The sequence below is a fragment of the Metapseudomonas cellulosilytica genome (assembly GCF_049334135.1).
GTDB lineage: Bacteria > Pseudomonadota > Gammaproteobacteria > Pseudomonadales > Pseudomonadaceae > Metapseudomonas.
In genome coordinates this window covers 393,417-414,653 of sequence record NZ_JBHZGN010000001.1, presented here as the reverse complement: position 1 = coordinate 414,653, position 21,237 = coordinate 393,417, and the positions used below count along the sequence as shown (strand labels likewise).

Here is a 21,237-nt window from a genome sequence, read left to right as displayed (position 1 = left end):
TCCACCCTGGGCGCTGTACCGGGCCCTGGTGGAAATCCGCTACCGGGATTTCCACCCTACAGGCTGGTGCGCGATGTTCAGCTCTTCTCGTCCAGCTCCGCCAAGCGATAGCCGACGCCGTGGATGGTGTGCAGCAGGGGCTTGTCGAAGGGCTTGTCCAGTACCTGGCGCAGCTGGTGGATGTGGCTGCGCAGGGCGTCGCTGTCCGGGCAGTTGTCGCCCCAGAGGGCTTCTTCCAGCACCTCCCGGCGCACTACTCCCGGACTCTTGCGCATCAGGATGGTCAGCAGCTTGTGGCCGATGGGGTTGAGCTTCAGCGGCTGGCCGGAGCGGACGGCCTGGAGGGTATCCAGGTCGTAGCTGAGGTCGCTCACTTGCAGCCGGCTCTTGCGCCCGCCGTGGCTGCGGCGCACCACGGCCTCGATGCGCGCCACCAGCTCGGAAAGGGCGAAGGGCTTGACCAGGTAGTCGTCGGCGCCGGATCGCAGCCCGGCCAGGCGGTCTTCGAGGGTGTCGCGGGCGGTGAGCATGATGATCGGCGTATCGCGCCGGGCGTCCTGGCGCAGGCGGTTGCACAGCTGCAGGCCGTCGATGCCGGGCAGCATGATGTCCAGCACGATGAGGTCGTAGTGCTCCGTGGTGGCCAGGTGCAGGCCACTGAGGCCGTCCTGGGCGCAATCGACGCCGTAACCCTTGAGCTGGAGATAGTCCAGCACGTTGGCGAGGATGTCGCGGTTGTCTTCGATGATCAGTACGCGCACAGCTTGCCCCCTGTCCGGCGGCCAGGCGCCGTTGATGGTTTTTTCACAAGTCCTTTACCAGTTGCTCACGCGCCGCCTGGCAGACTGCCGGTGCCCCCACTGTAAAAGGACCTCTGGATGCCGCCTTCCCGTCCCTTCAACTTCCTGCTCTGGAGTGGTCTGCCGCTGGCGGCCATGGCCCTCCTGCTGCTGGTGGATACTCCCCGGCTGGACTTCGCCCTGGCCCACCTGTTCTACGATTCGCAAACCGGCTTCATCGGCCGACATAGCTTCTTCCTGGAAGACGTGCTGCACGACCGCGCCAAGCAAGTCGTGATCCTCCTCGGCCTGCTGGCGGTGGCGGGCTTCGCCGCCAGTCTGCTGGCCAAGCGACTGCGTCAATGGCGCCGACCGCTGGGCTATCTGGTGCTGGCCCTGGGGCTGTCCACCGCCATCGTCACGCCGCTGAAGGCGGTCACCGCCGTGCAGTGCCCCTGGAGCCTGACCGAGTTCGGCGGGGTGGAACCCTACGCGCCGTTGCTGGGCCACCACCCCTATGTCGATAAACCCGGCCGCTGCTGGCCCGGCGGTCACGCCTCGGCCGGCTTCTCCCTGCTGGCGCTGTTCTTCGCCCTGCGTGATCGTCGTCCGCGCCTGGCCAGGGCGGCCCTGGTGGGTGCCCTGGTGCTAGGTAGCGTGTTCTCCGTCGGCCGCATGATGCAGGGTGCGCATTTCCTCTCTCACAACCTCTGGACCCTGCTGTTCGACTGGATGATCTGCCTGGTCTGCTACCGTCTGTTGCTCTATCGCCGGGCGCCGGCGGAGTCGACCGTTACCTTGGGCGAGACGCTGGAGGTCAGTTCTTCCTGAAGCGGTAGAACAGGTTCGGTTCGCTCACGACATACAGGGTGCCTTCGTCATCCAGGGTCAGGCCTTCGGCCTGGCCCGCACTCTTCTTCAGGTCGCTGAAGTGCCCGAGCAGGGTGCGGAAGCTGACCATCTCGCCGTTCTCGCCCAGTTCGATCACCAGCCTGGACTCATGGCTGAGCACCAGCAGGTGCCCGGTTCTGGCGTCGAAGTGCAGGTCGGAAATGTCCGTGGCGAAGACGCTTCGCTCGATCCAGTCGCTGAGGTCTTCCACCTTGAGCTGCAGCTTGCCGCCGAGGCTCGCCTTGACGCCCGATATCGCGTAGAGCTGGCGCGGGTCGCGCTCCTTGGCGACGAAGATGCGGTCGTGGGCGGGATCGTAGGCCACGCCTTCGAAGCCCTTGTTGTGGGCGCTGGACTTGAGGGGAAGGGCCAGGGTCTGGCTGTCCTGCTTGTCGATGGCCTGTCCCGGCTGTTCGGGCATGCGGAAGAACACCAGCTGCTGCTGGGTTTCATCGGTGACCACCACCAGGCCGTCACCCATGTAGGCCAGGCCTTCCACATCCTCGAAACCATTCATCGGGTACTGCGCGGTGATGGTGCCGTCGCGGTCCATTTCCACCAGCTTGATCGGCGGGGCGTTGGTCACTGCCAGCAGGCGCTTGCGGTCCGGGGCGAAGTCGATGGCCGACAGGTCATCGTCGATTCCGGCGACGGGCCGAGCCTCGACGTCCACGCGATAGTCCGGCAGCCAGACGCTGCGGCTCTTCCACTGATCGGCGTTGAGGCTGCTGGTGACGTAGAACCAGGCCCGCTCATGCCAATGGAAGTTGGCGGATGCCACGCCAACCAGCGCCAGGGCGGTCAGGCCGAAGCCAAAGAGGCCGAGCGTGCGCAGTTTGTGCCTTGGCTTGATGTTGTATTTGTTGTGTTCAACTGCACTGTTCATGGGTGTTCTTCCAGTCATACGGGCGAGCGCCGGCCGCGAGCCCCTCCAGGAGAGGGGCCGGAGTCCGTTCAGGGTCCATCAGTCGAGCGGTTGCTTCCAGGCGAAGCGATAGGGTTGTGGGTTGGCGGTCGGGTCGTGGCACTGGCCGTTGTCGGCGTCGGCCTGCACCAGGTACCAGTCTTCGTCGTCGCCATCGCCGACGCGATCCGCCTTGTCCGGCTTGAAGCAGCGCGGCATCTCGGCGGCCTGGATCAGCGCATGGCTGCCGGGATGGCCGCGCAGCCATTCGACGGCCTTGTCGACCTGGTTCGGCGCATCCACGCCGAAGTGCACCAGGGGTTGGCGGGCGAACAGCCAATGCCCTTCGCGCCAGTTGGTCAGCACCAGTTCACCGCCGCCGGTGGCATCGGCCACCTCTTGCATCAAGGTCTGGCGTGGATTGACGCCTTCCTTGACGGGTTCGACGAAGCCTCGGGCGAACCAGACGAAGAACCAGAACAGGGCGAGTCCGATGAAGATCTTCCTGCCGCGTGGACGCTGGGCGAACCAGCGGCGCAGCAGCCAGGGCACCAGGGGCGCCATGATCAGAACCAGGGCGGGAACGGCCGGGAAGATGTAGAGCTTGCGCTTGCCGCTGCTGAGGCTGAAGAAGATCAGCACCAGGACTACCCAGCCGAGCAGCACCAGGTAGCGGCCATCCTGCTTGGCCAGCTGGCGGCGCCAGGCCGGCACCATCCAGGGCAGGGCCAGCACCAGGGGCAGCCAGTTCTTGGGAATCACATTGGTGAAGAAGAACCAGAACGGTTCCCGGTGATGCCAGGCAGCGGCATAGCGCTTGGCGGTCTGCTTCAGGAGGATCTCGTTGAGGTAGGCGCGGCTGGCTTCGTCGCCGTACAGCGCCACCTTGATCACCAGCGGCAGCAACCAGGTGGCGATGGCCGCCAGGGCCACCAGCAGGCCGAGCGCCCAGGCGCGGCCCGCGCCGGGCATTCGCGCCACGCCGCTCCAGCCACGGCGGACGGCATAGGCGTAGGGGATGAGCATCAGCGCCGGAAGGAAGCCCACGCCCTTGCTGATGATGCCGAAGCCCATGGCCGCACAGGCCAGGTAGAACCATCCCCAGGCCGGGCCGAGCAGCAGGTGGCGGACCATGCCGTAGAGCCCCAGGGAGATCCAGAGCAGGAGGAAACCATCGATCTGCCCGGCGCGCTGGATGCTGTAGGTCTGGTAGGTGGCGAGGAACAGCAGGCCGGCGATCATGCCCACGCGGCGGTTCCACAGGCGCGAGCCGAGGTCGTGCAGGCAGGCGGTGGCCACCACGCCGGCCAGCAGCGCCGGCAGGAACAGGGCGATGGTCGGGGCGATGCCGATCCGGGTCAGCAGGGCGATGGCCCACATGAACAGCGGCGGCTTGTCCGGGTAGATCTCGCCAGCGCGATGGGGAATCAGCCAATCGCCACCCTGGAGCATTTCCAGGGCCACGCCGAGGAAGCGTTCCTCGTCCACGTTGGACGGATGGCGCATACCGAGACCGGCGCTGATCATCGCTGCGGCGAGCAGCAGCAGGAGCAGCAGCGAGGTGCGCTGGGACGTGATCAGGCGCATGCGCTCGGCACTCCTGCCTGCGACTGGCGAGATTCGGCCCATGCTCAATCCTCCAGCTCTCGGGGGCTGGCGTTGAAGCGGGTGCGGCGGATCAGCCACCAGACACCGAACAGGTCGAGGATGCCCACCAGCGCGCGATCCAGGTTGCCGTACTTGGACACGCCGGCGCTGCGTGGACGGTGGTTCACCGGGTGCACCAGCATGCCGCCCTGGTGACGCTGGATCAGCGCCGGAATGAAGCGGTGCATGTGGTCGAAGTAGGGCAGGCGGAGGAAAGCGTCGCGCTCGATGAGCTTGAGGCCGCAACCGGTGTCCGGGGTGTTGTCCTTGAGCAGGCGACCGCGCAGCCGGTTGGCGAAGCGCGATGCCCAGCGCTTGCTGGCTGTGTCGCGGCGGTTTACCCGGTGGCCGGCGATCAGCTTGAGGTTGATCGGCGCTTCCGGCGCGCGAACGATGGCCAGCATGCCAGGAATGTCCGCCGGATCGTTCTGCCCGTCGCCATCCAGCGTGGCCAGCCAGGTGCCTTCGGCGGCCTGGGCGGCGTGGTAGATCGAGGTGCTCTGACCCAGCGAGCGGTCGTGGCTGAGGATGCGCAGCTGCGAGTAGCCACCACGCTTGAGGGCGAGCAGGTGCGCGGCGGTGTTATCGGTGCTGCCGTCGTCGACCACTATCACCTCGAACGACTCGCCGGAAAGCGCCTGGCGAATCTCTTCCAGCAGGGTGGGCAGGTTCTCGGCTTCGTTCTTGGCCGGGATCAGTACTGAGAGGTAGGGCCTGTTCGACATTCTGGGTCCATTGCTTGATGTGGTCATTCGAATCATCCGAGCCATTGCGGTGTCCGCGGGCTCAAGTGGCGTCGGCCGGGGGCGCCGGCGAGCGGGCGTCCTGCGGATGATCCATTGTGGCGTTGTCGCTAGTTCCTGGCGACTGCGGCGTGTGCGGCTCGGTTGCCGCACTGACAGGGTTACGGGTGGCCGACGGTTGCTGGACAACCGCGACGCCTGTCTTGCCTGCTGTTGTCTGGCGTTCTTCCGGTACCAGCAGGGCGAGGGCCGTGGGCGCGTCGAGCAGCGCGGCCACGCTTCCGCGATAGTGCTGGACAGCCCGGGTCGGCAATCCATCGAGTTCGGATGGGTTCTTGAGGTAGATCACGGCGCTGTCGTTCGGGTGCGCCCGTAGCCAGGCCACCAGACCCTCCTTGCTTTCGATCTCCGCCAACGATTCCTGGAGGCGCCCGGCGAAGTGGAACTGGTCGTGGTACTGGGCGCCGTTGGCCACGATCCGGCCGGCAGCCTGTGCCTGGTGAATCGCGGTGGCCAGCGGGGTCACGTCATAGTCGGCCCGGATGGCGGCCGATAGTGACGATTGCAGCAGCGCCGCGAGGCTCGAGCCGAACAGGGCGAGCGCTGTCAGCGCGCGTGTTCGGCTCGCGAGCGCCCAGGTGGCGGGGCCGAGAAGGATCAGCGCGAATGCCGACCAAAGCCCGGGCGGCGCCGCCAGACCGCCTTTCGGCAGCCGGATCCAGTCGAGGCCGAGCGCCACCAGGGCCGCACCGGCGGCAATGGCCACCAGGGGAATCCAGGCGATGCCCTCCGTCCTGTCGTCGATGGCGCGCGCAGCAAACAGCGCGAAAGCGGGGAACAGCGGTATCAGGTAATGGACCTGCTTGCCGCTGATCAGCGAGAAACCAATGAAGACCGGCACCATCCAGGCCAGGCAGAAACGCGAGGCCGGGTCCGGGCCATCACGGAACAGCCCTCTGGCGCCGCGCCAGAATGCCGGCCAGAACAACCAGGGGAACAGGACCAGCGGTACCAGCGGCAGGTACCACCAGAGCGGACGCCGGTGGGCAAAGGAGTGGACCATGCGCTCGGCGGTCTGTTGCCAGAAGATGTCGCGGCGATACTCTTCACCGCCGCCGAGGCCCGCGGCGATGGCCCAGGCCAGTGCGATCGCCACGCCGGCCAGGGTGGCGATGGCCAGCCCCGCATACCAGCGTCGGGCGGCCAGGCCAGGGCGCCACCAGGGTGCGAGCAGCGCAACCGGGATGCTGTGCAGCAGGATCACCGGCCCTTTGGCCAGCAGGCCGAGGCCAAGCGCGACGCCGAACAGCATGAAGCCGCGCCTGGCGTCGCCGCCGGCCGCGAGCACTATGCCGAAGATGGCGAGCAGCGCGAGGCAGGCCAGCATCACGTCGAACATCGCCGAGGTTGAAAACAGGATCCACAGCAGGCAACTGGTCAGGATCAGGGTCGCTGCCCCTGGCAGTCCGAGCCGCTGCGGCCATAAGCGGCGACCCAGGGCAAAGGTCAGCAGCAGGCTGGCGCAGGAGAACAGCGGGGAGACCAGGCGCGGCCACCATTCGTTGACGCCGAAGATGGCCCAGCCGGCCTGGTACAGCCACATCAGAAGCGGCGGCTTGTCGCTGTATGGCAGGCCATTCTTGATCGGCAACAGATACTCGCCGCGCAACCACATTTCCCAGGCAACGCTGATGTAGCGCGTCTCGTCGATGGGCGTCAGCGGTCGCGTATGCAAGCCGACCAGGGTCAACATGCCCAGCAGGCCGAGGGCAAGGAGCAACCGCTGGCGATCGAGCGACAGTGCGTGTGTGTTCCGTATCACGATTGCCCTGTCTCGCCCAGCGCCGAGTCGACCCTGTCGTCGATGCTCAGGCCATGGCGGTGGCGGTGATACAGGTAGGCACCGAGCATTCCGGACACCAGGAACAGCACCGACGCAGTGGCGATCCGCAGCATTGGCGCGACATTGATGCCACTGCCCACCAGGGCGAACACCAGGGTCTGTGGCAGGAAGCCGATGAAGCTGGCGGCCAGGAACGGCGCCAGGCGTGCACTGGAGATGCCGGCGGCGAGGTTGGTCAGCACATTGCTGCCGACCGGCAACATGCGGATCAGCAGCGTCATCGAGAAGGGATGTTCGTGGATGAAACGGTCGAAGCGCGCGGCACGCTTGCCCAGTCGGTTGCGAAGCAGGCTTCTGCCGAACAGCCGGGCATAGAGGAAGGTGACCAGGCAGCCGAAAAGCGCTGCCAGGGTGCCGAGCAGGGTGCCGGGGAGCAGGCCGAAGGCGTAGCCGGCGAGAAACGCGATGATCTGCCGGGGCAGGCCGACCGCCGTGAACAGCGCGCCCATGGCGAGGAACAGCAGGGTGCCTTCGAGGCCGTGGCCACGGATGTGGGCGTCGATCCAGGTCTCGTTGATGGCGTTGCCCAGGTCGCTGCTGTCGAACAGGTAACCGATCAGCGCCAGGCTGAGAATCAGCCCCAGGCCCTTGAGCATCACCCGTGGGTTCATCATGGCTGCGCCCTGTCGCGGCTGGCCCGGTTCATGTCCCATCACCTCAGACTCCGTAGAACGCGCGGTACCAGTCGACGAAGCGGGCGACGCCTTCCTGCAGCGGTGTTGTCGGGCGGAAGCCGGTCCGCTGGGCCAAGGCGCTGACATCGGCCCAGGTCTGCGGGACGTCGCCCGGTTGCATGGGCTTCATATGCTTGATGGCCTGCACGCCGGTGGCCGATTCGATGCAGCCGACGAAGTCGAGGAGCCGAACCGGCGAGCCCAGGCCGATGTTGAACAGACGGTCGGTGGCGCCCTCGCGGGCCTGTTCCGGCTCGTCGGCGTAGGGTGGCGGGCAGTCCTGGATGCGGACGATGCCTTCGACGACATCGTCGATGTAGGTGAAGTCCCGCGACATGTCGCCACCGTTGTAGATGTCGATCGGCTGGCCTTCGAGAATCGCCTTGGTGAACTTGAACGGCGCCATGTCCGGGCGCCCCCAGGGGCCGTACACGGTGAAGAAACGCAGTCCGGTGGTGGGGAGCCGATAGAGATGGGCGTAGGTGTGGGCCATCAGCTCGTTGGCGCGCTTGGTGGCGGCGTAGAGCGAGATGGGGTTGTCGACGGCGTCCTCGATGGCGAAGGGCACCTTGGCGTTCATGCCATACACCGAGCTGCTGGAGGCGTAGACCAGGTGGCCGACGTGGTTCTGGCGGCAGCCCTCCAGCACATTGACGAAGCCGGTCAGGTTGGAATCGGCATAGACGTGGGGGTTGTCCAGCGAGTAGCGCACGCCGGCCTGCGCCGCGAGGTGGATGACACGCTCGAAATGCTGCTCGCGGAACAGCGCCTGCATGGCTTCGCGGTCGGCGATATCCAGCTTCTGGAAGGAGAAACCGGGGGTTGCGTGCAGCCGTTCCAGGCGGGCGAGCTTGAGGTCGACGCTGTAGTAGTCGTTCAGGTTATCGACACCCACCACCTGGTGCCCGGCCTGGCACAGGCGCATGGCGGTGTGGAAGCCGATGAAGCCGGCAGCGCCGGTGACCAGGAATTTCATGGCTGGTCCAGCCCTACGGCGGCGCGGCCGATCGGGTAGTAGGCCAGGCCTTCGCGCTCCAGGTGCGCTGGCTCGAAGATATTGCGGCCGTCGAAGACCACCTTGTCGCCCAGGCGCTGGCGGATCAGGCCGAAGTCGGCGACGCGGAAGTTCAGCCACTCGGTCAGGATGACCAGGGCGTGGGCGTCGTCCAGGGCCGCCTCCTTGGAATCGGCGAGGTGCAGGTCGCCGCGCTCGCCGTAGATGCGCCGGGCCTCCGCCATGGCCTCGGGGTCGAAGGCGCGGACCTGCGCGCCGGCGGCCCAGAGGGATTCCAGCAGTACACGGCTGGGCGCTTCGCGCATGTCATCGGTGTTGGGCTTGAAGGACAGGCCCCAGAGGGCGAAGGTCTTGCCGCTGAGGTCGCCGTTGTAATGGCGGTTGATCTTCTCGAAGACCTTGTGCTTCTGGCGGTGGTTGACCGCCTCCACTGCTTCCAGCAGTTGCGGGTGATACCCCACCTCCGCTGCGGAGCGCTGCAGTGCCTGGATGTCCTTCGGGAAGCAGGAACCGCCGTAGCCGCAGCCGGCGTAGATGAAGTCGTAGCCGATGCGCGAGTCGGAGCCGATGCCCTTGCGCACCATCTCGATATCGGCACCCAGCCGCTCGGCCAGGTTGGCCATCTCGTTGATGAAGGAAATCTTCGTGGCGAGCATGCTGTTGGCCGCGTACTTGGTCAGCTCGGCGCTGCGGCTGTCCATGATGATCAGCTTCTCGTGATTGCGGCTGAAGGGCTTGTAGAGCTCGCGGAACAGGTCCACGTCGCAGTCGCCGTCCAGTCCGACGATGATGCGCTCGGGGCGCATGCAGTCCTCGACCGCAGAACCTTCCTTGAGGAACTCGGGGTTGGACACCACCTGCATGTCGAGCGTGCGGCCCTGGCGTGCCAACACGTCGTGCAGGCGCGCCCTGACGCGCTGGGCGGTGCCGACCGGGGATGTGGACTTGTTGATCACCACCTTGGGCTCGGTGGCATGCTCGGCGATGGTTTCGGCCACCTGGAACACGTACTTCATGTCCGCGCTGCCGTCTTCATCGGGCGGCGTGCCTACGGCAATGAAGATGACCCTGGCGAAATCGACGCCTTCGGCGGCGCTCGTGGTGAAGCGCAGGCGTCCGGCGGCGAGGTTGCCTTGAAGCAGGGCGTCAAGGCCGGGTTCGTAAATGGGGGAGTTGCCTGCGTTGAGCTGGGCAATCCGTCGCTCGTCGATGTCCACGCAACAAACTGAGTGGCCGACTTCCGCCAGGCATGCCGCCTGGGTCAGACCGACGTAGCCGGTCCCGAATATGGTGATCTTCATTGAGTGCCTGTTTGTTCTTTTCCTTAGGCTAGCCCGCTACCCGATAGGGTGATCGGGCCCGGTCCCTCCCGACCGGCCTGGCTATCGGGCGCATAAGCTAACCTAACGAAACAATTGTGAAAATTGTGTGGAAACTTTTTTTTCCGAGCGGGCGTCGTTTGCCGCTCGTCCTCGTCGACGCTTTCAGCGACGGGTACTTTCCCGTTTCAGTTCCAGCACGCGATTACGCCCCTGTTCGGCGACCAGGTATTGGCCCGGGGCGGTCTCGACTATGGTTTGCGGCGAGCGCAGGTGGGAAAGCACGACATTCAGCTCGCCCCGGGCATCCAGCAGCAATACGCGCGCTGTGTGAGTGGCATCTTCGGTGATCCACAGGCCTTCTTTGTTGCACAGCAGGAATCCGGGCTGATTCAGGCCGTCGAGGACCACGGGGTCGTGGCCGTCAGGTCGCAGTTCGCGGACATGGCCAAGTTTCTTTTCGCTGTAGAACAGCCGGCCATCCGGGCAGGAGGCAACCGCCTCGGCTTCGTCCAGGCCGCTGCGCAGGGTAGTGACGCTGTCTGTTTCCGGGTCGTAGCGCAGCAGGCGCCCGTCGCCGTGGAGGTCTTCTATGGCGTAGAGGAAGTGGCCGTCGGAGGCCAGGCCTTCGACGCTGTTGGCGGAGAACAACTGGCGGGTGCCCTGGCTGTTCATCCAGTAGACAGGGTGCTCGCCCTGTTCCTGGCTGAAGGCGACCCCGCCACGGAAGGGCGCCATTCCGTCGGGCTTGGACAGGCCCGTCTCCACCGCGCGGCGGTCGTCGCCGGGTCCGATGCGCAGGATGCGGCCCTTGCCATCCTGAATTTCCTGGCTGACGTAGAGCCCGCCCTGGTCGTCGGGAAGCAAGGCGCTGACCCGCTCGATGGAATCGAGCAGCACCCGGTAGCTCCAGCCAGGCGCGGCAGTGGCCGGATAGAGGTGGCGCCAGGCCGGCACGGCGGCCCCGGCGAGCAGGGCAAGCGCGAAGGCCACCAGCAACCAGCGAGCGGCGCGCCGGTCGAGCAGCAGCGTCAGCAATTGCGGGCGGGGACGGGGCCCCTTGCCGGCAGGTGCCTGGCGACGCGGAAGTGGGGCGATTTCTGCGGGCATGGGTAGTTCCTTCGCTCAGGACGCCTTGCGCAGGACGTAGACCCGCCACATGGCGACGCCCGGCAGCAGGTCCAGGTGGGAGAGGATGTTGAAGCCGACACTGCGGAACTCCTTTTCGATCTGTCCTCGCGGCACCACGAAGCGTCCGGGCCGGCGGCCCGCGGGGCCGCTCGATTCCCGATGGCGTTCCAGGCGCTTGCGGCGCCAGGCCTGGTAGTTGCCGTCCACCCAGAGTGACACGATCAGGGTGTCGCGGGTAACCCGGTGGAACTCCCGCAGCACTTCCAGGCGCCGTTCGGCGCCTTCGAGCCGATGCAGGAAACGCATGCAGAATATGGCATCCACGGCGTTTGCGCCGAGATCGATGGAGAAGGAGGGGGTGCGCAGCACACAAATGCGCTCGGCAATTTCCACGCCTTGCGTGGAGCGGGGCCGGGCCAGGGAGTCCGCCGGGTCGTCCGCGGCCAGCACCAGACGGTTGGGGTGACGCGTCAACATCGGCCAGTAGCGACCATTGCCGCATGGCAGGTCGAGCACCAGGTTGGGCTCGCCAGCGATACGCAAGGCATGGCGCGCCACGCGCTCTTCGCGCCAGGCGGATAGCCGGCTGGCCAACCCCGCGCCGCTCTGGTTCGGCTGGGGCGCGCAGCGTTCGCGGTCGTGGGCACCTGAGCTGTCCAGCTCGAAAGGCTTCGGCCGAGGTTGTGGCATGTGTGCACCGACTCCATTTGGGAAGTGGGTCAATCTAGGTGGCGGGCTGTATTGGCGAGGTCAAAAGCCCGTGAAAAAAATGTCATCTGCCGTTGCCAAGGGTCACCGAAAAGCAGCTTCCCGAAGCCGGACTGGAGTCTACCCGCACCGTCCAGCCCTGCTGCTGGCAGACTCGCTTGACCAGGGAAAGCCCCAGGCCCAGGCCTTCGCCACGGGCTTGCTGGCCGCGCACGAAGCTCTGGAAGATGCGCTCCTGTTCATCGTCCGGGATGCCCTGGCCGCTATCTTCCACCCGGAAGCCGTCCGCTCCCAGGATCAGCCGGACCGCACCCTGCTCGGTGTAGTGCAGGGCATTGCGCAGCAGGTTGGACATCACCGTACGCAGTTGCGCGGCCTCGTAGCGGTCGGCGCCGGCGCCGTCGTCGATGAGGTCGAAGGCCAGGCCCTTGGCCTGGAACTGCGGTGCCCACTGGCGATACTGCTCGGCGGCGAGGCCGGCCAGGGTGACCTTTTCGGCGATGCCTCCGTCCTCCTGGCCGGCCCGAGCCAGGCGCAGGAAGGTCTGCACCAGGTCGTGCATGTCGGCGCTGGCGCGGGCAATACGGACCACCTGGGCGCGTTCGCCGGCGGTCAGATGGGGAGCGCCGAGCAGCAGTTCGCAGGAGGTGGCGATCACCATCAGCGGCGTGCGTAGCTCGTGGCTGACATCGCTGGTGAACAGCCGCTCACGCTCCAGCGAATGGCGCAGCTGGCCCAGGGTTTCATCGAAGGCCGCGGCCAGGCGTCCCACTTCGTCGTCCGGGTAGTCGGGCGCCAACCGGGGCGCCATGGGCAGCAGTTGGTCGCGATGGCGGACCTGCTGCGCCAGGCGTCGCACCGGCGCCATCACCCGGCGTGCCAGCAGGCGTCCCAGGCCCCAGGCGCCGAACACGCTGAGCAGGAAACCCGCCAGGACAACGTCGAACAGCGCCCGCTCGCGGGCCTCGAATTCATGCTGCTCTTCCACCAGCACGTCTTCATGGCCGTCGTGGCTGCGCTTGAACACGTAGTAGGCCTCGTCGCCGTCCAGCACTTCCGAAAAGCCTTCCGGCAGGCCGCTGAAGCGGGGCGGTACGGCCATCTGGCCAGTGTGGGAGCTGAAAAAGCGGGTATTGGCGTCGATCTGCGTCGCCTGCTCGAGCTTGAGCTCTTCATTGATCGCGAAGTCCAGTTCCCGGCCCAACTCCTCGGACACCAGGTGCTCTTCAATGAAGTGCACGATAGCGACTATTCCCAAGGAAAAGGTGCCGCTGACGATCAGGGTCATCAGCACGAAGGCGAAGATGATCCGCCGCTCCAGCGGCTGCTTGTTAGGCATGGGGCCGACCTAGCGTCTGGCCACTGCCGAGCCGATGGCGCGGCAGGAGGCGAACATGTCCAGGCCGGGCTTGTATTCGTCGGTCTGCAGTTGCAGCAGACCCAGCACCGAGTGGAAGAAGTTGTCCTGGCTGAGCGGCTTGTCGCGCTCCCGTGCCAGGCAGCCGGTGTCGAGGGCGAAATCCTGCCGGTAGCTGTCGGAGAACCAGCCGAGCATGGCCACGTGCTTCTGCTGGTCAGGGGCGAGCAGGTAGGGCGTGCCGTGGAGGAAGAGGTTGTATTCGCCGAGGGACTCGCCGTGGTCGGCAATGTAGACCATGGCCGTGTCGACCTTGTCCTGGTTCTTGCGCAGCAGGTCGATCAGGTTCGAGAGCACGTAGTCGGTGTAGATCAGGGTGTTGTCGTAGGCGTTGACGATGCTTTCCTGGCTGCAGTCGTTCAGCGCGTTGCTGTTGCACACCGGGGAGAACTTCTCGAAGCGCTTGGGGTAGCGCTTGGCGTAATCGGGGCCGTGGCTGCCCATCTGGTGCAGGACCAGCACGGAGTCGTCCTTGAGCTGGTCGATGTAGGCCTGCAGGTCTTTCAGCAGGATTTCATCGTGGCACTCGCCGCCGCTGCACAGCACGGGGTCCTTGCGGTGACTGAGGTCTTCCTGGGCAACCCGGTCGCACGTGCCCTTGCAGCCGGACTGGTTGTCGCGCCAGTCGACCGAGAGGCCGGCATGTTCAATCACATCCAGCAGGCCCTCCTGGCTGCGGGCCCGTGCGGCGTCGTAGTCGGCGCGGCCCATGTTGGAGAACATGCAGGGCACGGACACGGCGGTTTCGGTGCCGCAGGAGCGCACATTGCTGAAGGCGACGACGCCTTGCTGGGCCTTGAGCCGGGGCGTGGTATCGCGCGGGTAGCCGAGGATGCCGAAGTTTTCCGCCCGCGCACTTTCGCCGATCACCAGCACGGTCAGCGACTTGCGCTGGTGGTCCTGCCAGGCCGGGGCCTTCCGGGCGTCGAGGCCGATCTGCCGCAGCGGCGTCTTGGCGACCGCCAGTTGTTCGCGCATATAGCCATAGGAGGCGTTCAGGTAGTTGCTGGGCACCACCAGCAGACGCAGCTCATGATGGTTGCGGAACAGTGACGCCAGGCCCTGGTAATTGGCCAGGGCGACCCCGCCGAGCACCGCCACCGAAGCGATGGCGAGCACGAGTTTGCCGAGCAGTTCACGGCGCAGCGGCTGGTGGCGCACCGGCAGCTTCCACAGCAGCCAGCTGGGCAGCACGCCCAGCAGCAGAACGAATAGCAGCAGCTTTACGGAAAGCAGGTCACGCACCTCGTTGACGTCGGTTTCGGCGACGTTGCGCAGCATATTGGCGTCGATGAGCACGCCATACTGGCTCATGAAGTAGGCGACACCGGAGCTGGCCAGGAACAGCAGGATCAGGACCGGCTTGAAGACCCAGCGGAACGACACCAGCACCAGGGCGAAGTTGAAGACGGCCAGCACCATCAGGCCGAAGGCCAGGCGCATGCCCAGGCCGCCGGCATCCGCCGGGACTATGGAGGAGAGGTGTTGCCAGAGCGGGACGTTGTACAGCGAGAGCAGCAGCAGGCTGGTCAGGAGGGTGAGGCTTTCAGGACGAACCGAGATGCGTTTGAACATGAACCAGGCGGCTCCCAATTGGAGTACCTATCCATCAAGGATAGGGCGCCGAGAATAGGAACGCCCGTATCAAACTTTCGTGAAAAAAACCTCGGGAAATTGTTGGGTTTGTGAAGGGGATGTCGGGGCGGCGATGGCATTGGTCGGAGGGTGGAAATCGCGAAGCGATTTCCACCTTTCGGTGGCCCGGTTCAATTCCGTCTGGTGGACAGAAGAGCGCTGTCCACCCTACGGGGCGGCCACTTCCGGCAGCACCGGCACGTACTCCAGCTGCAGGCGCTCGCTGCTCCAGGCACGGACCTGGTTGGTCAGCTCCAGGTCATTGTTCAGCTTGCGGCCGTAGGAGGGGATGATTTCCTTCAGCCTGGCTTGCCACTCGGGGGTCTGGACCTTGTCCTTGAAGGTCTTCTCCAGGACGCTGAGCATGATCGGCGCGGCGGTGGAGGCACCCGGCGAGGCGCCGAGCAGGGCGGCGATGCTGCCGTCGGCGGAACTGACGACCTCGGTGCCGAACTGCAGGATGCCGCCCTTGTCGGCGTCCTTCTTGATCACCTGCACGCGCTGGCCGGCGGTCAGCAGCTCCCAGTCCTCGTCCTTGGCTTGCGGGAAGTACTCGCGCAGCTCGTGCATGCGGTCGGCCTGGCTCAACATCAGCTGGCCCATGAGGTAGGTGCTGAGCGGCATGTTATCCAGGCCGGCATGGGTCATCGGGCCGATGTTGTCGGTGGTCAGAGCGCTGAACATGTCCAGCAGCGAGCCGTTCTTCAGGAACTTGGTGGAGAAGGTGGCGAAGGGTCCGAACAGCAGCACCTTCTGGCCATCGATCACGCGGGTGTCCAGGTGCGGCACGGACATGGGCGGGGAGCCCACGGATGCCTTGCCGTAGAGCTTGGCCTGGTGCTGGGCGACCACTTCCGGGTTGCGGGTGACCAGGAACTGGCCGCCCACCGGGAAGCCGGCGTAACCCTCGGCTTCCGGGATGCCGGACTTCTGCAGCAGCTTGAGGGCGCCACCGCCGGCGCCGATGAAGACGAATTTCGCCTTCACGCTGGTTTCCGCGCCGCCATTGCCGAGGTCGGCCACGGTAACGGTCCAGGTGCCGTCATCGTTGCGCTGGATGTCGCGAACTTCGTGCTTGAGGTTCAGCCTGACCTTGTCGCTCTGGCTAAGGGAGCCGATCAATTGGCGGGTGATCTCGCCGAAGTTCACGTCGGTACCGATGGCCATGCGGGTGGCGGCGACTTTCTGGTCGGCCGGGCGTCCTTCCATGATCAGCGGGACCCACTTGCTGATCTGCTCATGGTCCTCGGAGTACTCCATGCCCCTGAACAGCGAGCTGTGCTGCAGGGCGGCATGGCGCTTCTTGAGGAAGGCGATGTTGTCGTCGCCCCAGACGAAGCTCATGTGCGGCACACCGTTGATGAAGGATTTCGGGTTACTCAGCACATTGCGCTCGACCTGGTAGGCCCAGAACTGCTTGGAGATTTCGAAGGATTCGTTGATCGCCACCGCCTTGCTGATATCGATGCCGCCATCGGCGGTTTCCGGGGTGTAGTTCAGCTCGCAGAAGGCGGAGTGGCCGGTGCCGGCGTTGTTCCAGGGGTTGGAGCTTTCCGCGGCGACCTGGTCCAGGCGCTCATAGATGTCGATGGTCCAGTCCGGCTCCAGTTCATGGAGATAGGTGCCGAGGCTGGCGCTCATGATGCCTGCGCCGATCAGCAGCACGTCGACCGACTTCTCCGGCTCTTCATGCTTGGCACAGCCGAGCACGATGAGGCAGAGGAGCCCTAGGAGGAGTTTTTTCATGGGACCGTCCCTTTGCGTTTCTCGAAAAGGTCGGGGCGTAGGCAAAGAGCGTGCCGAAATCGTCGGAGGCCGGAAAATCCGCGCGTCACCGGAGCTGGCAGCCAACTGGGGCGGGTCGAGAGTGGCGAAAGTCCGCCATCAGGGTTGGATATTTCGCTCGGAGAGGGCGGAAATCCGCCAGCGTGCTAGGCCTTGCGGTTGATCCGGAAGCGGCATACTTGGCCCTCACGGACCATGCACTCGAGGTGTTCCACCTCGCCGCCGCCGAGGGTGCCGAGCAGCGCCAGGTCCAGCTCGCAGACTTCCGGGTGGGCGGCCGCAAGGTGGTGGAACACACAGTTGTGGGCGACGATTTCCGGCTCGCCGGTGGAGCGGAAGAACACCTCGGCCTCGTAGCCTGCCTGGTTCATGTGCTCGGCGATGCGCGCTTCGTCCACGGTTTCCCGTTCCAGTTCGGCGGCCAGCTTCTCACCCAGGCCGCGCATCAGGCGCAGCAGGGCGTCCTGGCCAATGAGGCTGGCGACCTCGCCGATCAGCAGGTTCGCCAGCAACTGGTATTGGCGGGGGAAGAGTTCCCGGCCGCGCGGGCTGAGCTGATAAAGCTGTTCGGGACGGCGGCCGGTGGGCCGCGTTTCGCCCCGCAGGATCAGCCCGTCGCGCTCCAGCGCGGCCAGGTGCTGGCGGATCGCCGTGCGGGTCACCGCCAGATGGCTGGCCAGGTCGTCGATGCTCATGCCGTCCGGCTGGTAGAGCAGGGCGCCGAGCAGGTCCTGCTGGGTTCTTCCCATTCCTTGAAGCATTGATTTACCTCGACAGGCCGATTTCAGAACTTGTCCGGGAACTGCTTGACCAGCGCAGCGGTCAGGGTGTCCGCCAGGACCAGCATATGCTGGCGCATGGCTGCCCAGTTCTTCGCTTCGCCTGCGAAGTCGCCTTTGGCCAGGGCGTCGATCTGCGCCACGTGGTGTCCGCCATGGGCACCCAGCATGCTGACCAGGGCATCCTCCGGCAGGTTGGGGTTGGCGCTGGACAGGAACTTGGCGATGCCCTTGGCATTACGGGTCAGGTCGCTGACAGCCGCTTTCTTGCCATCGGCATCCTTGGCCACGCTGGCATCGCTGTAGTGCTTTACTGCGCCCCAGTGACCGGCCAGCAGTTCCAGCAGTTGGTCCGCCGCCGGCTGGCCGTAGAGCGGGGCGATGCTGTTGGCGATGGACTTGGCGTTGGCGACCACTTCGGTGGCGGCTGCTTCGGCTTCCTTCTTCTGGTGCTGCTGATTGGCGAAGGCGTAGTTCCGGGTCCAGAAGATGTGTTCCACCCAGAGATCCCGCAGGGCCAGGCGGGTGGTCAGGGCGGGGGTGTCGGCAGTGGCCTTGGCCGGTTCCTGGGCGGCCTGGGTCCAGAGGGGTTGAACGAGCGTGACAAGCAGCAGTAAAGCCAGTGTCCTGAGTTTCATGACGGGCTCCTCGCGTTGCGGATAAACCTACAAAAACAATTAAAGCATAAAAAAATGCCATTATTGATTTTGTCGGAAAATCCGCCGAACGGCTGTCCCTATTGTTTCTTGTGCAACCAGCTGAGGAAGCCACCTTTCTTGATTGCCTGGGGCTTCTGCAGCAACAGGTTGCGGCTGGCCTGCTCGCGGAAGCTGCGCAGCCGCGTGAGGGCGGTGCGGACTTCCACGCGCTGGTCCAGGCAGGTGCGGATGGCGTCCTTCTCGATGCGGTAGAGCACGCAGGAACTGAGGGCGGTGAACTGCGCCTGGGACGGCGCGTCGTTGGCGATGCCTTCTTCACCGAGGATTTCCCCAGGCCCCATGCGACCGGCCTCGACCATGCGGGCACCGTCCGGCACCGCCGCCGAGACCACGCCGGTACCTATCACCAGCAGGCTCTCGGAGACTTCGCCCAGGGCCAGCACCACCTGTCCGGCGGAAAACGACAAGGGCGCCATGAGTTGGCTCAGCTGGTCTTTTTCCTCGCTGCTCAGGGCGCGGAAGACTTTCACCTCCTCCAGCAGCAGGCGCGGCCGCGACCAGGGCTGCGGCGTCGCGCCGGTGTTGAAGGCGATGCCGGCGGCTTCCAGGTGGCGGTGCGCCAGGTCGTACATGAGGTTGCGGATCTCGGTCTTGTTCTCGCCGGTGCGGATGAAGCCGCTGGCTTCGTATTCCATGGACTCCAGATCCGAGCCCTTGATGGCTACCTTGGGCTTGGGCGTGGCGAGCAGGGCGCTGATGCCTTGCACTGTTTTCTCCAGGGCGTCCAGCACCCGGCGCGGGCGCACCTGGGTCGAGACCTTGAGGCTGATGGAAACCCCCGTGATGTCGTAGGGGCGGCTGAAGTTGTGCACCTTGGTCTTGGCGGCCACCGAATTGGGAATCACCACCGTGCTGCCCTGGTTGGTGAGCAGATGGGTGGAGCGCCAGTCGATCTCCACCACCTTGCCTTCGGTGCCGTCGATGGCGATCCAGTCATCCAGCTGGTAGGGCTTGGTGGTGTTCAGGACGATGCCGGAGAACACGTCGCTGAGGGTGCTCTGCAGCGCCAGGCCGATGACGATGGCCATGACCCCTGAAGTGGCCAGCAGGCCCTTTACCGGCAGTTGCATCACATAGGCCGCCGCGGCGACCGCCGCGACCAGGAAGATCACCGCACCGAGCAGGTCCTGCAGCAAGCGCCCGGCATGGCCGAAGCGCGGCATCAACAGGCCCAGCGCCACGGTCAGGGTCCTTGCGCAGAACAGCCACCAGACGATCTCCAGCGCCGTGGCCACCAGGTTCAGCGTGCTGTCGGGCCAGGGCGGCGGCTGCAGGGGATTCAGGCCGGCCTCGAAGATCACCGCGCTGAACAGCAGGAACAGCGTGGTGCGACACAGCACCCGCCAGGACCGTTGCTCGGAGGGGATGAGGCGCCACGTCAGCAGGTCGAGCAGCAACAGGAACGTGCCGGTTACCAGGGGGTGGTTCTGGATGATGGCGAGCATGAATTCCCTTCCGTGATTTTTCCGCATCACGTTAGCAGAGCCTGGCATCGGCCTGATACGGGGCCGTCTGGCGGATCGATGGCGCCATCGGTGCTGGCGCGGGGTCTGAGCCAGGTGAGGTCGCGCATGCAGGGGAGGGGCCTATGGCCAGCCTGGTTCCAAGGGTCGCGATGCTGCTGGGTGCCTGTTGCCTGGGCCTTCCGGCACAGGGTTGTCCGCCAGGGCAGTACGAGGTCTGCGTCACCTCCTGCATTTGCCTGCCCGATGCCCGCGAAGTGCTCGGTCCGCTACCCGGCGAGGCGACCCGGGTGGCCGCCGATGCCTTGCAGCAATGGCTGCTGCAGTCCCGCGCCGATGCCCTGGCTGGCGGCGTCGAGGCGATGCCGGCCGGCATCCGCCGTCAGCTGGTGCCTTACTTCGATGCCGCACTGCTGGATGCGGTGCGCTATCGGATCGGCGACAGCAGCGAACTCGGAACCGCCAGCGCCATGCTGCATGACCCGGATATCAAGGCGGCGACCCTGATCGACATCATCGTCTTCCGCGACGCCGAGAGCGCCGAGGGTGACACGGCGCTCTGGGCCCATGAACTGACCCACGCGCGGCAGTTTCGGGAGTGGGGCGTGGAGGGATTCGCGGCGCGCTACAGCCGGGACCCCGACAGCGTGGAAGGGCCGGCCTACGAGGTGCAGTTCAGGGTGGCGAAGGTGTTGCGGGGGAAGGGCGGATGACAGGGCTGCTGCGCAGCCCTTCGCGATTGAAATCGCTCCTACAGGAACAGCATGGCGCCTGGTCGAGGGGGAGATGCCCTGTCAATCGACGCGTAGGGTGAAAATCCCTTTTGGGATTTCCACCATCGGTGCATTGCTTGGCCTCGCTGGTGGATAGAAAAGCGCTATCCACCCTACACGGCTGACATTGCACCGCCCTGTGGGAGGGAATCCATTCGCGAACGCAGGCCACAGGCCGGGCCTGGTCAATCCCGCTTCGGAATCCCCAGGCCGCGAATGACCGCCGGGCGCGCCAGGAAGGCGTCCAGTACCCGCTTCACCTGGGTGAAGCGCTCGAACTGCACCAGCTCGCCCGCTTCGTAGAAGCCGACCAGGTTGCGCACCCAGGGGAAGGTGGCGATGTCGGCGATGCTGAAGTGCTCGCCCATGATCCAGTCGCGGCCTTCCAGGCGCTGGTCCAGCACCGCCAGCAGCCGCGCCGATTCCTGCACATAACGCTCAAGGGGACGCTTGTCCTCGTAGTCCTTGCCGGCGAATTTGTTGAAGAAGCCGAGCTGGCCGAACATCGGGCCGATGCCGCCCATCTGGAACATCAGCCACTGGATGCATTCGTAGCGGCCGGAGGCGTCCTGCGGGATCAACTGGCCGGTCTTGTCCGCCAGGTAGATGAGGATGGCGCCGGATTCGAACAGCGGCAGCGCGCGGCCGTCCGGCCCGTTGGGATCGATGATCGCCGGAATCTTGTTGTTCGGATTGAGGGAGAGGAACCCCGGCGACATCTGATCAGAGCGCTCGAAGCTCACCAGGTGCGGCTCGTAGGGCAGGCCGGTTTCCTCCAGCATGATGGAAACCTTGACGCCATTGGGCGTCGGCAGGGAATAGAGCTGCAGCACGTCCGGCCGGGTGGCGGGCCATTTGCGAGTGATGGGGAAAGCCGACAGATCGGTCATGGGAACTCCCTGTTCAAGGTTGCAAGCGGATGGGCAACCATACCCGCCCTTGGCCGGCGAGC

General features: G+C 65.4%; 19 protein-coding genes. 2 read left to right on the top strand and 17 right to left on the bottom strand.

What is annotated here, in order from left to right; all coding sequences use genetic code 11:
* Nucleotides 1-77 precede the first annotated feature (77 nt).
* Nucleotides 78-761 (bottom strand): response regulator transcription factor, encoded by a 684-nt coding sequence (locus ACFW0H_RS02030; RefSeq protein ID WP_422912219.1) that lies wholly within the window; start codon nt 759-761, stop codon nt 78-80.
* 117 nt (nt 762-878) lie between these two features.
* Here ACFW0H_RS02030 and ACFW0H_RS02025 point away from each other — a divergent pair, with 117 nt between their 5' ends.
* Nucleotides 879-1,610, top strand: coding sequence for a phosphatase PAP2 family protein (locus ACFW0H_RS02025; protein ID WP_422912218.1), 732 nt, complete (start codon nt 879-881; stop codon nt 1,608-1,610).
* Here the strand turns inward: ACFW0H_RS02025 and ACFW0H_RS02020 are convergent.
* The 15 genes from ACFW0H_RS02020 to ACFW0H_RS01950 all read right to left on the bottom strand — a co-directional run bounded on the left by ACFW0H_RS02020 (nt 1,597) and on the right by ACFW0H_RS01950 (nt 19,494).
* Entirely contained in the window at nt 1,597-2,556 is a 960-nt protein-coding gene (locus tag ACFW0H_RS02020) for an SdiA-regulated domain-containing protein (protein WP_422912217.1), read from the bottom strand. The genes ACFW0H_RS02025 and ACFW0H_RS02020 overlap by 14 nt on opposite strands.
* A gap of 78 nt (nt 2,557-2,634) precedes the next feature.
* A complete protein-coding gene (locus ACFW0H_RS02015; RefSeq protein ID WP_422912216.1) occupies nt 2,635-4,161 on the bottom strand; it encodes an ArnT family glycosyltransferase in 1,527 nt (508 codons plus the stop codon).
* Nucleotides 4,162-4,205: 44 nt separating this feature from the next.
* Nucleotides 4,206-4,946 (bottom strand): glycosyltransferase family 2 protein, encoded by a 741-nt coding sequence (locus ACFW0H_RS02010; protein WP_422912215.1) that lies wholly within the window; start codon nt 4,944-4,946, stop codon nt 4,206-4,208.
* A gap of 61 nt (nt 4,947-5,007) precedes the next feature.
* The gene (locus ACFW0H_RS02005) at nt 5,008-6,717 is read right to left on the bottom strand and encodes an ArnT family glycosyltransferase (RefSeq protein WP_422912214.1); all 1,710 of its coding nucleotides are present in this window, start codon (nt 6,715-6,717) and stop codon (nt 5,008-5,010) included.
* A 65-nt stretch (nt 6,718-6,782) separates the two neighbouring features.
* The gene (locus ACFW0H_RS02000; protein WP_422912213.1) at nt 6,783-7,520 is read right to left on the bottom strand and encodes a TVP38/TMEM64 family protein; all 738 of its coding nucleotides are present in this window, start codon (nt 7,518-7,520) and stop codon (nt 6,783-6,785) included.
* 4 nt (nt 7,521-7,524) lie between these two features.
* Nucleotides 7,525-8,517 carry an NAD-dependent epimerase gene (locus ACFW0H_RS01995; RefSeq protein ID WP_422912212.1) on the bottom strand — a complete coding sequence of 331 codons (993 nt, stop codon included), beginning with the start codon at nt 8,515-8,517 and terminating at the stop codon, nt 7,525-7,527.
* Nucleotides 8,514-9,857 carry a UDP-glucose dehydrogenase family protein gene (locus ACFW0H_RS01990; protein WP_422912211.1) on the bottom strand — a complete coding sequence of 448 codons (1,344 nt, stop codon included), beginning with the start codon at nt 9,855-9,857 and terminating at the stop codon, nt 8,514-8,516. The genes ACFW0H_RS01995 and ACFW0H_RS01990 overlap by 4 nt, the downstream gene beginning before the upstream one ends.
* Nucleotides 9,858-10,040: 183 nt before the next feature.
* The gene (locus tag ACFW0H_RS01985; RefSeq protein ID WP_422912210.1) at nt 10,041-10,985 is read right to left on the bottom strand and encodes an NHL repeat-containing protein; all 945 of its coding nucleotides are present in this window, start codon (nt 10,983-10,985) and stop codon (nt 10,041-10,043) included.
* A gap of 15 nt (nt 10,986-11,000) precedes the next feature.
* Nucleotides 11,001-11,696, bottom strand: coding sequence for a class I SAM-dependent methyltransferase (locus tag ACFW0H_RS01980; protein ID WP_422912209.1), 696 nt, complete (start codon nt 11,694-11,696; stop codon nt 11,001-11,003).
* Nucleotides 11,697-11,778: 82 nt separating this feature from the next.
* Nucleotides 11,779-13,053 carry a sensor histidine kinase gene (locus ACFW0H_RS01975; RefSeq protein WP_422912208.1) on the bottom strand — a complete coding sequence of 425 codons (1,275 nt, stop codon included), beginning with the start codon at nt 13,051-13,053 and terminating at the stop codon, nt 11,779-11,781.
* A 9-nt stretch (nt 13,054-13,062) separates the two neighbouring features.
* Nucleotides 13,063-14,706 carry a phosphoethanolamine transferase gene (locus tag ACFW0H_RS01970; RefSeq protein WP_422912207.1) on the bottom strand — a complete coding sequence of 548 codons (1,644 nt, stop codon included), beginning with the start codon at nt 14,704-14,706 and terminating at the stop codon, nt 13,063-13,065.
* A 228-nt stretch (nt 14,707-14,934) separates the two neighbouring features.
* The gene (locus ACFW0H_RS01965; protein WP_422912206.1) at nt 14,935-16,512 is read right to left on the bottom strand and encodes a malate:quinone oxidoreductase; all 1,578 of its coding nucleotides are present in this window, start codon (nt 16,510-16,512) and stop codon (nt 14,935-14,937) included.
* Between the two features lie 185 nt (nt 16,513-16,697).
* Nucleotides 16,698-17,312, bottom strand: coding sequence for a helix-turn-helix transcriptional regulator (locus ACFW0H_RS01960; protein WP_422912205.1), 615 nt, complete (start codon nt 17,310-17,312; stop codon nt 16,698-16,700).
* Between the two features lie 23 nt (nt 17,313-17,335).
* Nucleotides 17,336-17,968 carry a hypothetical protein gene (locus tag ACFW0H_RS01955; RefSeq protein ID WP_422912204.1) on the bottom strand — a complete coding sequence of 211 codons (633 nt, stop codon included), beginning with the start codon at nt 17,966-17,968 and terminating at the stop codon, nt 17,336-17,338.
* A 98-nt stretch (nt 17,969-18,066) separates the two neighbouring features.
* Nucleotides 18,067-19,494, bottom strand: a complete 1,428-nt coding sequence (locus ACFW0H_RS01950; protein ID WP_422912203.1) for a mechanosensitive ion channel domain-containing protein — start codon at nt 19,492-19,494, stop codon at nt 18,067-18,069.
* Nucleotides 19,495-19,637: 143 nt separating this feature from the next.
* On the opposite strand from ACFW0H_RS01950, the gene ACFW0H_RS01945 reads away from it, so the two are divergent.
* The gene (locus tag ACFW0H_RS01945) at nt 19,638-20,225 is read left to right on the top strand and encodes an eCIS core domain-containing protein (RefSeq protein WP_422912202.1); all 588 of its coding nucleotides are present in this window, start codon (nt 19,638-19,640) and stop codon (nt 20,223-20,225) included.
* Between the two features lie 245 nt (nt 20,226-20,470).
* Here the strand turns inward: ACFW0H_RS01945 and ACFW0H_RS01940 are convergent, their stop codons facing one another.
* A complete protein-coding gene (locus tag ACFW0H_RS01940; protein ID WP_422912201.1) occupies nt 20,471-21,175 on the bottom strand; it encodes a glutathione S-transferase N-terminal domain-containing protein in 705 nt (234 codons plus the stop codon).
* Between the last annotated feature and the right edge of the window lie 62 nt (nt 21,176-21,237).